Source organism: Rheinheimera sp. 4Y26 (genome assembly GCF_025245835.1).
In the GTDB taxonomy this organism is placed as follows: Bacteria; Pseudomonadota; Gammaproteobacteria; order Enterobacterales; family Alteromonadaceae; genus Pararheinheimera.
The window spans coordinates 248,216-262,070 of sequence record NZ_JAOBWS010000002.1 but is presented as its reverse complement, the minus strand read 5'-3'; the positions used below and the strand labels follow the sequence as shown (position 1 = coordinate 262,070).

Sequence of the window (13,855 nt, the reverse complement as noted above, 5' to 3'; positions counted from 1 at the left end):
GAGGGTTAGAATTTCAGGTAAAAGTCGCGTAATAAACGCCGGTAATCAGCACTATAAGCACCGTCCGCCTGATGGATCAATAAAAGCTCTGCTTCTGCTAATGATGCAATAAAAGCTGAGCCTTGCTGGCGGCATAACGTCATCAATAGCCGGCTGACCGGTTTTTCAGCACTGCTGGCAACAGCTGTTGCCCTCTGTAACCACCAGCCACTCTGTTGAGCAAGCATCCAGAACTGCACTGCCGCATCAGTAGGCAAAATCAGGCTGAACAGCCCGTCTTCACAAAGCAAGCTTGTTGCTGTTGCCAATAAATCAGCAAAAGACAGTGAATCTGTGTGTCTGGCTTTGGCACGTTGTTCATCTTTGGATTTCAGTGCGTCGGCAAAATAAGGCGGATTACTGATAATCAGCCGATAGCGCCGCTGATGTGGATGGTCACAACTATCCGGATAGGTTAGAATGTCGCGCTTGATCACCCGGATCCGGTCTGGCCATGGGCTTTGTCTGACATTGTCAGCCGCCTGAGTGGCAGCAGCGCTGTCCAGCTCTACCGCATCCAGCAAGACGGAAGCTGCAGTACGTTGGGCCAGCATCAGCGATAAAATACCGCTGCCGCAGCCGATATCCAGCAGGTAACCGTCAGTTGGCACCTGAGTCCAGGCGCCTAATAATAAAGCGTCAGTGCTGACTTTCATCGCACAGGCGTCATGCGCGACATAAAATTGTTTACAGCGAAAACCAGCGCTCATAACACACCCGGGGATCAACTAAATTTAGTGAGGTTGCTTGAATGCCACCTCAAACCGCAAGCAGTGTACGGCATCCACCATCAGGTTGTCAGCCCGCATGATGTCACAGAACGCTTGCCCGACTAAAGTTAACTCAATGATTTGTTTAAAAAGGTACTGCGACTGTGACTGACGATATCAGCCAAGTAGAAATCACCTCATTTGCCGATTTTCAGTTTGATGATGACATCAATAAAGCGCTGACCTTTGGCGGATTTTCCAAACCAACCAGTATTCAGCAGCTGGCCATTGGCCCTGCTATGGAAGGCCGCGATATTCTGGCCAGCGCACCAACGGGCACAGGCAAAACCCTGGCTTTTTTGTTGCCGGCTATTCAGTATCTGATTGACTTCCCGCGCCGCGATCCGGGTTTTGCCCGTGTGCTGATCATGACGCCCACCCGCGAGCTGGCCTTTCAGATCTTTGAACAAATTAAACTGCTGACCCAGTTTACCTCGTTAAACGCCGGTGTCATTACCGGTGGTATTAACTACGGCAGCCACAAAGAAACATTGGAAAAAAACAACGATATTCTGGTGGCCACCCCGGGCCGGCTGATTGAATATATGAATGAAGAAAGCTTCCATGCCGATGAAGTGGAAGTGCTGATTCTTGACGAAGCCGACCGTATGCTCGACATGGGTTTTGTCGGTGAGATGGATCGCATTATTTTAGAAGCCAAACGCCGCCGCCAGACCATGCTGATTTCCGCCACGCTGGAAGGGGTTGCCATCAGCCGTTTTGCCAAACGTGCGCTGAAAGAACCTTTGCTGCTTGAAGCTGCGCCACCACGCCGGGAACTGGGCAAAATTACCCAGTGGATCCATTTAGCCGACGATGCCGAGCATAAACTGGCGCTGTTAAAACATTTATTAGCACAGCCAGAATTTACCAAAGTGATAGTGTTTGTTAAAACGCGCGAGCGCCTTGCCACCTTAAGCGGCCAGCTTGAAGCGGCCGGTTTAAAATGCTGCTGGTTACAGGGGGAAATGCCGCAGGACAAACGCATGCAGGCGGTGTCGCGTTTTAGCCAGGGTCTGGTGCGGATTTTATTAGCCACAGATGTGGCAGCCCGTGGTCTGGATATTGACGATATCAGCCATGTGATCAACTACGACATGCCACGTACCGCCGACATTTACGTGCACCGTATTGGCCGAACCGGCCGTGCCGGCAAAAAAGGTATTGCCATCTCTCTGGTGGAAGCCCATGACATTGGGGTTGTGGGTAAGGTGGAGCGTTACACCCAGCAAGCGTTAAAACGCCGGGTGATTGAAGAGCTGAGGCCAAAACACAAAGAAGCCAAAGCACCGGGCAAAACCAAAAAGCCCAAATCAGCTGCCAAGAAAAAAGCACTGAAAAAGGCCGCCAAAGCCAGAGGCTAAACAGCGGCCAAAGCCAGAAGGCCCCCCAACAAAGCGGCACTGAGCATGGCTCCTGCCGCTTTTTTATTGACCAGGCGTTAGTGACCTTAAGTTATTGGCGGCCCTTCTATCTTATTGGCAGCTGTAAAAACCTGATGCTTTTGCATCGCTGTTGTATTGAGGAGATGCAGCAAAAAAAAGCCGCCTTTATGAAAGGCGGCTTAAAGATAATGCTATAAAGCGTTACCTGCGGTTCCATACAACACAAACCGTCAATGCACTTGACGCTGCAGTTGTACCAAAAGCAACAGCTAAAAACTGTACAAAAACGTACAAAGCCCCTATCCAGACTGTCAATTACTGATTTTCATGATTGTCCCCACCGCCTCTTTCCTGCAGCATTCTTAGCGCCATTGCCGGAAAGTGCTTATTTCAGGTGTGCTGAAGTGCGGTTCTGCACATTTTTGCACAGTCTGCGACGGCGCCGTTTTATACAATACAACACGGCCGATCCCAGGCACCAGAGCCGCCAATACCGGACATAGCGCAACAGCACAAGGCACGCCACAACGCTTAAAAACGTGCCAATGCGACAAGGTGTGGCTGAAAAAATGCAGCTGCAACTTGTTCATATTTAAAAAAAGCAGCAATCAGGCTGGAAAAGTCGGCAGAAGTATCAGAAGGTATTAATCTGTTAAAAGGCGTTGCCACTGATTTACATAAAACTGTGGTGCGCTTTAAACACTGATTCAACAGGCGTTTTGTCCGCGGCAGAGTTACCGGCTGTCCTGATGTAATTGATTTTGCCAACGAGCACTGAAGATGGCACCACTGCACCACAACAATAACAACATTCTTCATGGTTTTGGCGCCTTTAGCGCCCTGCTCAGCCTCATTTTACTGGTGTTTTTGTTATTACCCAACTTTGCGGTTTTTCATGGTGATTTACACCAAACGGCATTTTTACATCTGGGTTTTGAGCTTTTTGCTGTGCTGGTGTCCTGCATGGTGGTGCTGATGGCATTTCATGGCGTTAGCCAGAGTTATCGTCAGCTCAGCAACTCCTTAATTTTTGGTTTTATGCTGGTGACAGCCGCCGATGTTTTCCACGCCCTGAGCTTTCATGGTATGCCGCTGATGCAGCAGGAAAATCCGGTGCAAAAAGCCATATTTTTCTGGTTTAGCGGCCGTAGCGCTGAACTGCTGACGATGACAGCTATTGCTGCCGGTATGACGTTGCGCGGTTCACGTTATCTTTGGTTGTTACTGGGCGCGCTGGCCGTTTTTGCGCTCTATTGGTTCAGTCAGACACAGCTTGCGCTGCTGCCGGTGTTTTTCCGGGTTGGTGACGGGGTAACACCGCTAAAATCGGCGATTGAACTGAGCCTGGCCGCCGGTAATCTGGCGCTGGCGTATTGGTTTTTCCGCCTTTACCGGCAAAAAGGCCAACTGACACTGCTGTATCTGGCACAGGCCAGTTACGCCATGGCGCTCAGTGAAATTGCCCTGAGCTCCTACAGCAGCACCAGCGACTTTATTAACATCCTGGGCCATCTGTTTAAAATTGTCAGTTATGCCATGGTGTACCGGGCCACTTTTTTAACCAGTGTACTTGAACCCTATCAGCTGCTGCATGCGTCGGAGCAAAAACTGCAGGCCAGCGAACTCCAGCTGCAGGCGCTGTTAAATAATCTGCCTGTTGCTGTGGTGCAGCTCACGCCGGAGCTGCAGTACCGTTATGTCAATCCGGTGTTTGAACAACTATTTCAGGTGAAAGCGGCATCTCTGCTCGGACAGCCGTTGGCAGTAGCGCTGGATAACAATATGCTGGCGCTGCTACAACCAGAGCTGCAACAGGCTCTGTGCGGTAAAAGTGTTGAAATCAGTTATCAGCTGAACAATGCCAGCGGTGCTTTGCAATATTTTCGCGCCAGTTTTGTGCCTGAGTTTAATGCAACACAACAGGTGCAGGGCCTGATCATGCTGATCAGTGACACCACCGCCTTTGAAAAAGCACAGCGCCAGTTACTGATGTCCCTTCAGGAAGTGTCCGAGCTGAAAGCGGCGCTGGATGCACACGCTATAGTCGCGGTCACAGACGTTAAGGGTGTGATCACCAGAGTAAATGACAAGTTTTGTGCTATCTCCAAATACAGCAGAGAAGAGCTGCTCGGCCAAAACCACCGGCTGATTAACTCAGGCTACCATCCGCCCGGCTTTTTTGCCGATTTATGGCGCACTATCAGCAGCGGCAAGGTCTGGAGCGGTGAAATTTGTAATAAAGCTAAAGATGGTTCTTTGTATTGGGTGTCCACCACCATAGTGCCCTTTATCGACACTACAGGAAAACCGCAACAATATATCGCCATCCGGGCTGACATTACCGAACGGAAAAAAGCTGAGCAGGAAGCTCAGCGGCTGGCCTTTTATGATGAATTGACCGAGTTGCCAAACAGGCGGTTAATGCGCGACCGGCTACAACAAAGTGCCAAAGCCTGCCAGCGGCATCAGCAGTATGCCGCTGTATTGCTGCTGGATTTGGATAACTTTAAAGAAATTAATGACACCCGTGGTCATGCCCAGGGTGATGAGCTGCTGCGCCAGGTGTCGGCACGCTTATTGGCTGCTGTACGCCAGCAGGACACTGTAGCGCGGATTGGCGGCGACGAATTTGTTGTGTTGTTACAGGAACTATCAACAGATGCTGAGGTTGCGCTGTTTTATGCCAGCGAACAAGCAGAACGCATCAGAGGCACAGTGGCACAACCTTATCAGCTGGAAGGACAAAAAATCACCACCTCTTGCAGCCTGGGTGTGGTGTTGTACCACAGCACTGAAGATCCAAACGAGCTGTTAAAACAAGCCGATATGGCGTTATATAAAGCCAAGGAAGCAGGCCGCAACAGAGTGCACTTTTTTGATCCCTCCTTGCAGGCCGAAGTGACAGAACGGGCGCAATTATTAAAAGAGCTACGCGACGCCTTAGAGCAGCAACAATTTTGCCTTTATTATCAACCGATTGTAGATAAGTTTAATCAAATCACCGGCGTTGAAGCGCTGATCCGCTGGCAACACCCGCACAGAGGTCTGGTCATGCCGGGCGCTTTTATTGAACTGGCCGAACAAAGTAATCTAATTCTGGCATTGGGTCAGTGGGTGTTGGATAGCGCCTGTTTACAGCTGAAACTCTGGGCAACACAACCACAAAAGTCGTTCTGGACGATAGCAGTAAATGTCAGCGCCCGGCAATTTCATGATGTGCATTTTGTCGCTCAGGTGCAGCAAGCATTGGCGCAACATGGCGCTAACCCACAACTTTTGCGGCTGGAACTGACTGAAAGCATGTTGCATCAGGACTTAGATTTAACAGTACAAAAAATGCAGAGCTTACAGCAGATGGGCGTGCGGTTTTCGCTGGATGATTTTGGCACCGGCTATTCATCATTAAGTTACTTAAAAAAACTGCCACTGGATGTACTGAAAATTGACCGATCTTTTGTCACCGATGTTGAGCACAACAGCAATGCTGCCGCTATAGTGCGCACCATTCTGGCACTGGCCGCCAACCTTGAACTCAGTGTGGTGGCCGAAGGGGTAGAAACTGAAGCTCAACGCGCCTGTTTGCTGCAGGCAGGTTGCCAGGCATTTCAGGGCTATTTGTTCAGTAAACCGCTGCCGGCAGCGGCACTGTCAGACAACTTCAGACTCAGCGCAGAAGCCAACAGAGAGCCTCAGCAAAACAGATAAACGGCAAGCTGCATCATATTCGTGTGCTGTGCATTTCAGTACAGCACTGATGCTGCACAGATTTGTACATTATTGCCCCACTACTTCTGCTAATCTGAATGCTGACCAGGGCAATATCTGTACAAACTGATGATTATCAAGCCGTTATCCTTTGTAATTTCGCTTGTGATGCTGCTGTGTACGCTGCAGCATACAGCCGTTGCCGCTAAACCCATATTGCAGGTGGGAATTGGTTACAGCGACCAGCTGCATCGAAGCAACAAGGGCAGCTCTTATACTTTTGAAGTGTTATTTACCTACCGCCTGCTGACTGAATTAGGTTACGAGGTACAGTTTGTCACTGCCCCTTATGCCCGCCTGACAGAGTTATTACAACAGCAGAAATTGCATATTGCGACCCGTCAGTCGGGTTTGGCAACAGAAGGCTTGTTTTACAGCAGCCCCTATACCAGTTTTGATAATCAGGTGTTTGCACTGCAGAGCAGCCAGGCTCAGTTAAGCAACATCAGCGCGCTAAAAACCTACAATATTGTCGCTTTTCAGAACGCCAGTCAGGTGCTGGGGCCGGAATTTGCCAGCGTCAGTCAACAGGCGAAGTCTTATCAGGAATTGCTGGATCATACTCAGGCCATTCAGATGCTGTTGAAAAAACGCTGCGACCTGCTGGTCATGGATAAAAATACTTTTTACCGGCGTTTAGCTGAACTGCAGCAGAGCCAAACCCCCATCGTCAGTTTTGCTATTTTGCCTAAGGTAGAGTACCGGCTGGGATTTTATCAGCCACAATTGCGGCAACAGGCAGAGCGCCTGCTTATGCAATGGCAAGCGTCGGGTCAGTTGGACGAGCTGCGGGATCAGGCCCGCAAATCGGCTCCACAGATTGAACAACTGCTGCGCAGCCATCAGGGCTGAAGCCAGAGCACCACTGCCATTGCCCGCGCCAGCAGCCTATAGATAACAGCAGCAACACAGTGGCATCAACCACAGGATCAGAAGGAAATTTATATGCTCAAAAATCTGTCAATACGTCAGCGTATTTTGTGGCTTGCCATATTACCTGTGCTGCTGGTGGCGCTGGTGCTGACCTTGCTGTCTATCAATCACAACAACAGTGTGGCGGCTCAGGGCGCAGCTCAGCTGAAAGAGTCCCTGTATCAGGAGCGGCGCGCCCAGCTGGACGCATTTTTAGAGTTGGCAGCCACGGCCACTGCGACGGCCGCAGATCCGGAGCAGAAAAAAGCTATCTTGCGCAGCCTGCGTTATGACAATGGCAAAAACTACTTTTTTGTCTACGACAAAGCTGGTGTCCAGGTAGTAAGCGCCGACAATCCTGAGCGCGAAGGTAAAAACTTCCTGCAATCAAAAAGCCCGGAAGGCCGGTTTTTAGTGCAGGAGTACATAGCCGCAGCGACCAAAGGCGGCGATTATGTGCAGTACAACTGGCCCAGGCCCGGCAGCACCATACCGGCACCCAAACTGGCCAAAGCCGTGTTATTAGCCGGCACCGACTGGGTGCTGGCGACCGGCTTTTATATTGACGATTTGGAACAAAATATTCAGAACCTGCAGCAAAAAACTGCGGCCGAAGTGCAGGCTGGTCTGGTGCAGTCGGTGTTACTGGCCATAGTGCTGGTTGCCATTATGGCCGCTTTTGGCGTGTTTTTTGCCGGCAGCATCACCAAACCATTAAGCGGTGCAGTGGCGGCCATGCAGGATATTGCCAGTGGTGATGGCGACTTAAGCCGCCGCCTCGATAATAGCCAGGGCCATGAATTGGGTGCGCTGGCCGATGCCTTTAACGCCTTTGCCGGTAAAGTCACCACTCTGGTTACTAATGTGCGTGATTCGGTCACTTTATTGCGTAGCTCAGGTGACGAGCTGGCAAAACTGATGCACAACACAGAACAAGGTGTACAAACCCAGCATGCCGAAAGTGATCAGGTGGCCACCGCCATGCACGAAATGGCCACTACAGCGCAGGATGTCGCCAACAGCGCCAGTGGCGCAGCTCAGGCCGCCCATGCCGCCAACCAGCAGGTGGAGCGTTCAGCCCGCATACTGGATGGGGCTATTGTGGTGATCAATGGTCTGGAACAACAGGTCGAAAAAGGTGTGCAGGTTATCGCTGCAGTCGGCACTGAATCCCAGAACATTGGTGGCGTACTTGAAGTGATTCGCGGTATTGCCGATCAAACCAATCTGTTAGCGCTGAATGCCGCTATCGAAGCCGCCCGCGCCGGTGAGCAGGGCCGCGGTTTTGCTGTGGTGGCCGACGAAGTGCGCACTCTGGCTGCCCGCACCGCCAGCAGCACAGATGAAATTAATCAAATGATTGGCAGGTTACAACAAGGCGCGCGCGAAGCTGTGCAGGCCATCAGTCAAATCAAGGATCAAAGCCAGCACACAGTGCAGGAAGCCGGCAAAGTGGAGCAGGCACTGGATGAAATTCAGCAATCGGTTGCCACCATTAACGATATGAATAACCAGATTGCCAGCGCCGCAGAAGAACAAACCACAGTGTCGGAAACCATTAACCAGAATGTGCACCAGATAGTACTGATAGCGCAGGAAACAGCCACTGGCACTGAACAGGCCGCCGGCATTACCCGGCAGCTCACCAAACTGGCCGCCGAACTGGACGCGCTGGTGGGCAGTTACCGCACCTGAAGTGCAACAGGCCCTGCTTTTATCCATTGAAAAAGCAGGGCCCGGTTCAAGTTGCCCTTCGCTATCTGTGCACCAGCCCGCATGCTGTGCCCTGGTTGGTTAATACACATTTTTGAACATCATCTGACGATTATTTTATCTACATCAGCAGCAACGAATCACAGCTGTGCGCCGGAGACAGACTAAGCATGCAAAGAACAGACTGGATAGAAGTGGCCGGAACAGACCGTAAGCGCAAAAAACACCATTTGTTATTTTTGACTTTTTGTCTGATGGTGCTGATAAGTGCCGTGGGTTTGGCCTATCGCTTTAGTCTGGTCGAACAGCAGATCCTGGATGATATTGAGCATCACGCCAGCAAGATGGCCAACACGCTGAATGAATCGCTGACCGAAACCTCGCTGTCGCTGGCCATGTTGGCAACCCAATTTCAGCTGACAGTTCATAGTCAGGCGGAATTTGCAGCGCCACTCACCTTTCGTAGCGCACAACAAGGGCAAAAATATCAGCTGACCGGCCCAAGACAATTGCAGGGACAGACACTGGGAGATTTAACCGGTGAAGGTGAGCTGCCGGCTGAAGGCTCAGTGCAATGGCGGGAAATGGAAGCTGCGTTGGTATTAACGCCACTATTTGAGCAAATAAAACAACACGATATGCAAAATACCTGGCTGTATTACACTTCCGACAGCGGTTTTATGTATGCCTATCCTTATAGTCAGCTCGACATTGATCACCCTGTCACGGACAAAGGAGTGTTGTTTTATCAGGCCATCCTCAAAGATCCATTTTTTACGCTGGCCACACCGGCGCACAATCCTGAGCGAAAACTGATTTGGACACCTGTTTATCAGGACTTGGCCGGCCAGGGTGACATGATCACGGCAAGCCAGCCGGTATTTTTTCAGCAACAGTTTATCGGCGTGCTCAGTATTGATATCAGTCTGTCGCAGTTATTAACCAAATTGCAGTTTCATGAACTAAACGCAACCGAAATGCTGATGTTAACCCCTGAAGGGACAGATGTGTTTCAGCGGCAACAAGTTACGTTCAGCCAGGATCCGCGGTTAAACAAGACCGATAGTTTTGTGCACGACGGCTTTTTATATCAACCGCTGCTCCAGCTTAACAACGGCTGGCGGGTGTTGTTAAAAACAGATCGGCATCAAATCCACCTGCAGACACTGCAAAGAATGGCATTTTCGATGATTGCGTTGCTGCTGTTGATTTGCTCTGTGGTGCTACTGTGGAAATTGTTAGCCAGCCTTCACAAAATCAAAAAAATGTCGGTGACCGACGGTCTGACCCAACTCTATAACCGCCGGCATTTTTCTTTTGTGTTTGGCCGGGAGCTGAAACTACAAAGCCGCACCGGCGTGCATTTTGGGTTAATCATGCTCGACATCGATTTTTTTAAAAAATACAACGACCACTATGGTCATCAGGCCGGCGACCAGGTGTTAATCAAAGTCGCCGATTGCCTGCGCCATACGTTCAGGCGCCAGAGTGACGCCGTATTCCGGGTGGGTGGTGAAGAATTCTGCCTTTTGTTACTGGCCAAAAGTCCTGAGCAGCTTTGCAGTGCAATGGAAATGTTGTGTCAGGCCATCAGGGCCTTACAACTGCCCCATGTCGCCAGCCTAAAAGGCAGTTTGTCAGTATCCGTTGGTGGTGTTTGGCTGGATGCGGCACAACAATGGGATACAGAGCAGGCGTACAAATGTGCGGACGATGCGTTATATCAGGCCAAACAACAAGGCAGGGATGGCTGGGTTTTATATAGTGCGCCTGAAAAAACTAATGTGGCTTAACCTGGTGAAGCTTGTGGCGTTGTTGTACACCAAACCGCAACGCCGTTTTATTCCTGTAGCCCCCGCTGCACTGATGCCGGCCTGTAATATATCTGCCCAGCCACTGCACCAGATGCGCAACAATATCTAAACAAATTATTGTTTTTATTATGTTTTACAGGGACAACACAAAAAGACCAGGCTTAAAAATCTACTATACAGCTTTCCGGTAATCTGGTTATTCTTAGCAAAAGAAGAACCGCCTTTATGTTTATGAAAACCCTATTTCTCAACTCTCTTCGCCTGATTGCCATGTTTGCTACCTGGATTTATTTGCCAGTGCCCAACGCAGATGCAGCTCCGACAGTTGCACAGAGCTCTTTTTCGCTGGCGGTTGGTTATGGTCAGTATGGCAATCTGCTGCATCAGGGGGAAGCGACCCCACTCTATTTGCTGCCGCGGGTCAGTTATTACCGGCAGCGTTTTTATCTGGAAAATCTTGATCTGGGTTTTAACCTGTGGCAACAGCAGGGGTTTTCGCTGGATCTGACCAGCAAACAAAGTTTTGATGCGCTGTTGCTGCGACAAGATCCACTGCAGGACGCCCTGCTGCGTGGTCTGATTAAATCAAAAAAAGTTTTTATCATGCCAACCAACAGCAGACTGGATCAAATGTTGACGCCCGAGCGGCGCCATTTCAGTTATCTCTCCGGCATCAGCCTGTTTTACAACCTGCATAACTGGCAACTGAGCAGCGCACTGCAACAGGATATCAGCGGTGTGCATCATGGCCTGGAATGGCAACAAAAAGCCCGTTACCTGTGGCAACAAGGGCCACTGTCACTGGCAATAACTGCTGAATATCGTTATTTATCATCAAACTACAGTAACTATTATTTTGGCGTCACCGACAAAGACACTGTCGCCATCTCCGCCAGACAACCACAACTTCGGTTATATCAATATCTGCCCGGCGCACAATGGCTGCCGGCCATGCGTTTAGAGACTAGTTATCAGCTCAAAGACGATACCAGACTGCTGCTGAACTGGCGGCGGGAGTGGCTGCCAACTGCTTATCAGCACAGTCTGTATTTTGCCAAACGCCAGCATGATATCTGGTTTGCCGGAGTGTTGTGGTCATGGTAAAAATGACGCTTCTGGCAGTGAGCCTGCTTGCCTTATCAGCGCAGGCGCAACAGCTGCAGACAACAACATTGACAGCACAACCGGTACCATCATCCCAACCGCTGGTTACAGGTTTTAACGTGCAACCCCAGGCTTGTATTGCCAAGGGAGCACAAAGCTGCAGCGTCGACTTACTGATCAGCTGGCACAGCAACAGTCCGCTTTGTTTAAACAAACAACAACAACCCGGCCGGGCGCTGGTGTGTGGCAGTGACATCAATCATTACAGCCTGAATGTGACTATCGACAGCAATCTGGTGTTGGAGCTTCGCGACAGCCAACATCAGCTCGTCAGCAGCAAAACCATTAAGTATCTGCAACAAACCGAATATTCCGCCCTCCCTGAACGGCGCCTGCGCTGGAGTATCTTTTAATGAGTTTTCATATTTTGCTGCTGGAAGACGATGTAGCGCTGGCGCGGCTGACCAAAGATTTTTTACAACAACAGGGTTATGTGGTGAGCCTGGCCAGCCACAGTCAGAAAGCTCAGCTTTTGTTAAAACAACAGCAGATTGATTTGTTGCTTTGTGATGTGATGTTGCCCGGGCAAAGTGGTTTTGAATTTGTCGCACAAATCCGTCAGAGTTACCCCGGCCCTATTTTGTTTATGACAGCCCAGACCCAGCTGCAACACCAGCTGACCGGCCTGGGCTTAGGAGCGCAGGATTATCTGCTAAAACCGCTGGATCCACGCTTGTTGCTGGCAAAAATTCAGGTGTTTCTCCCCAAAGAAACGGCCAAAGCTCAGAGCGATACCAGCACCGAATGCCGGCAGTTTAATTTGCTGCTGAATAGCCAGTGTCGCAGTGTCACCCTGGCCGGTCAGCCGCTGCCGCTGACCCATGCCGAGTTTATGTTGTTGCAAACCCTGTTGCTGCAGTTTGGCAAAATTGTCAGCCGCAACTGGCTGTTCCGCGAACAACTGGGCCGGGAATATGACGGTATGGACAGAACCATGGACGGCCGCGTGTCGCGCTTACGCAAAAAACTGCAGGCTGTTGATCCGAATTGGAACATCGTCACAGCCTGGGGCGAAGGGTATTACCTGTCTTATGAAAATTCCCCTGCTGTTTAGCTCACCGCTACTGCGTTTTTATCTGGTGCTGGCCAGCACAGTGTTATTGCTGGCTTTTAGTCTGAATCAGCTGTATCAGTTGCAACAACAGCAACAGGCCCCCTCGGTAGATGCCGGGTTGGTACTGGATGCAGTGCAAAAACTCCATCAGCACGACAAAGCACTGAGCTGTTCAGTGGACGAAGCACAAAGCTGCGACGATTCGCTGTTTCTGGTGTATCCGCCAGGCTTCTGGCAAGGAGTGGTGAGCCCGGGCACCGGCAGCATTATTCCGCTGACCGACAGCAGTGGTGCCCAGATGTTGTGCAGTGTAGGAGAAAGCGGCGAGCTGTTGTGTCTGAATCAGCTGAACTGGCCTGTGGCAACACCAGCCGGGTTGGATGCCGCTTATCTGTTTTATTTTTTGTTGTTATTGCTGCTGTTTCGCATCAGCCGCAACTTATTCCGTGATGTTGAAGTGCTGCATCAAAGTGCACTGGCCGATATCCGTTTTGGGAAATTTCCGGATTTTGTGTTGTCCAGAAGCTCCTACCTGGCGCCCCTGGCACAATCGCTGCGTAATATGACCAACAGAATTGAACAGCTGAATAAGTTTCAGGCCGAAATGGCTGAAACCGTCTGTCATGATATTAAAACCCCGCTGGCGCGGCTGAAATTTATCAGCCACTTATTACAGGCCGACAAAATTGAGCAGTTTCGCGAGCAAATTAATAACAATGTCAAAGAGATAGAATCAAACGTTTATGAATATCTGCGACTGGCACAAAGTGGTTATCACGACAACGAATTGTCGTTAAGTCAGTTCAGTGTACAACCTTATCTGCAGCAGCTACTGCAGCCTTACCAGGAGCACAGCAGCCTCTGCATTGAGCTTAAAGCCGATGCCGGGCTGTCCATCAGCGCAGATCAACAGTTACTGAGCAGAGCGCTGAATAATTTAGTTGCCAATGCACTGCGTTTTGCCCAAAGCCGGGTCTGGGTCAGTGCAGAAATCATCAACAACAACACAGGGCGGCAACTGCTGCTGCAAGTCACCGATGACGGTAAGGGCGCTCAACATCAGCCTGCGGCGCTGACAGCACTGCAGGAACAGCAACCCGATCTGATAGAACACCATGGTTTGGGTTTGTCGATAGTACAAAGGGTGGCAGAAAAACACCGGGGTCGTTTTGAGCTGACTCAGCAGGCCGGCCAGGGTGCTACAGCGGCCTTGTATCTGCCGCTGTAGCTGCAAGCGCC

Annotated in this window: 12 protein-coding genes; 10 read left to right on the top strand and 2 right to left on the bottom strand. The window is 50.5% G+C overall.

Translation table 11 applies throughout. The annotated features are described in order from the left end of the window. Window positions 1-5 precede the first annotated feature (5 nt). Window positions 6-749 (bottom strand): tRNA1(Val) (adenine(37)-N6)-methyltransferase, encoded by a 744-nt coding sequence (locus tag N3Z11_RS05035; protein WP_260656065.1) that lies wholly within the window; start codon window positions 747-749, stop codon window positions 6-8. 164 nt (window positions 750-913) lie between these two features. On the opposite strand from N3Z11_RS05035, the gene srmB reads away from it, so the two are divergent. Continuing rightward, window positions 914-2,173 carry an ATP-dependent RNA helicase SrmB gene (gene srmB / locus N3Z11_RS05030; RefSeq protein WP_260656064.1) on the top strand — a complete coding sequence of 420 codons (1,260 nt, stop codon included), beginning with the start codon at window positions 914-916 and terminating at the stop codon, window positions 2,171-2,173. 552 nt (window positions 2,174-2,725) lie between these two features. Here the strand turns inward: srmB and N3Z11_RS05025 are convergent. Further along, window positions 2,726-3,013 carry a hypothetical protein gene (locus tag N3Z11_RS05025; RefSeq protein WP_260656063.1) on the bottom strand — a complete coding sequence of 96 codons (288 nt, stop codon included), beginning with the start codon at window positions 3,011-3,013 and terminating at the stop codon, window positions 2,726-2,728. Here N3Z11_RS05025 and N3Z11_RS05020 point away from each other — a divergent pair. From N3Z11_RS05020 to N3Z11_RS04980, 9 genes are all read left to right on the top strand, one after another. Then, entirely contained in the window at window positions 2,975-5,899 is a 2,925-nt protein-coding gene (locus N3Z11_RS05020) for an EAL domain-containing protein (RefSeq protein ID WP_260656062.1), read from the top strand. The genes N3Z11_RS05025 and N3Z11_RS05020 overlap by 39 nt on opposite strands. A 129-nt stretch (window positions 5,900-6,028) precedes the next feature. Continuing rightward, window positions 6,029-6,811, top strand: a complete 783-nt coding sequence (locus N3Z11_RS05015; protein WP_260656061.1) for a substrate-binding periplasmic protein — start codon at window positions 6,029-6,031, stop codon at window positions 6,809-6,811. A gap of 93 nt (window positions 6,812-6,904) precedes the next feature. Then, a complete protein-coding gene (locus N3Z11_RS05010) occupies window positions 6,905-8,566 on the top strand; it encodes a methyl-accepting chemotaxis protein (protein ID WP_260656060.1) in 1,662 nt (553 codons plus the stop codon). 188 nt (window positions 8,567-8,754) lie between these two features. Then, entirely contained in the window at window positions 8,755-10,377 is a 1,623-nt protein-coding gene (locus N3Z11_RS05005; RefSeq protein WP_260656059.1) for a sensor domain-containing diguanylate cyclase, read from the top strand. After that, window positions 10,367-10,507 (top strand): hypothetical protein, encoded by a 141-nt coding sequence (locus N3Z11_RS05000; RefSeq protein ID WP_260656058.1) that lies wholly within the window; start codon window positions 10,367-10,369, stop codon window positions 10,505-10,507. The genes N3Z11_RS05005 and N3Z11_RS05000 overlap by 11 nt, the downstream gene beginning before the upstream one ends. Before the next feature lie 116 nt (window positions 10,508-10,623). Continuing rightward, window positions 10,624-11,502: a MipA/OmpV family protein gene (locus N3Z11_RS04995; RefSeq protein ID WP_260656057.1), complete on the top strand. Its 879-nt coding sequence runs from the start codon at window positions 10,624-10,626 to the stop codon at window positions 11,500-11,502. Continuing rightward, entirely contained in the window at window positions 11,496-11,915 is a 420-nt protein-coding gene (locus N3Z11_RS04990) for a DUF3019 domain-containing protein (protein WP_260656124.1), read from the top strand. Before N3Z11_RS04995 ends, N3Z11_RS04990 begins: the two co-directional genes overlap by 7 nt. Next, window positions 11,915-12,616: a response regulator transcription factor gene (locus N3Z11_RS04985; RefSeq protein ID WP_260656056.1), complete on the top strand. Its 702-nt coding sequence runs from the start codon at window positions 11,915-11,917 to the stop codon at window positions 12,614-12,616. Before N3Z11_RS04990 ends, N3Z11_RS04985 begins: the two co-directional genes overlap by 1 nt. Further along, a complete protein-coding gene (locus tag N3Z11_RS04980) occupies window positions 12,594-13,844 on the top strand; it encodes a sensor histidine kinase (RefSeq protein ID WP_260656055.1) in 1,251 nt (416 codons plus the stop codon). The genes N3Z11_RS04985 and N3Z11_RS04980 overlap by 23 nt, the downstream gene beginning before the upstream one ends. Window positions 13,845-13,855: the final 11 nt, after the last annotated feature.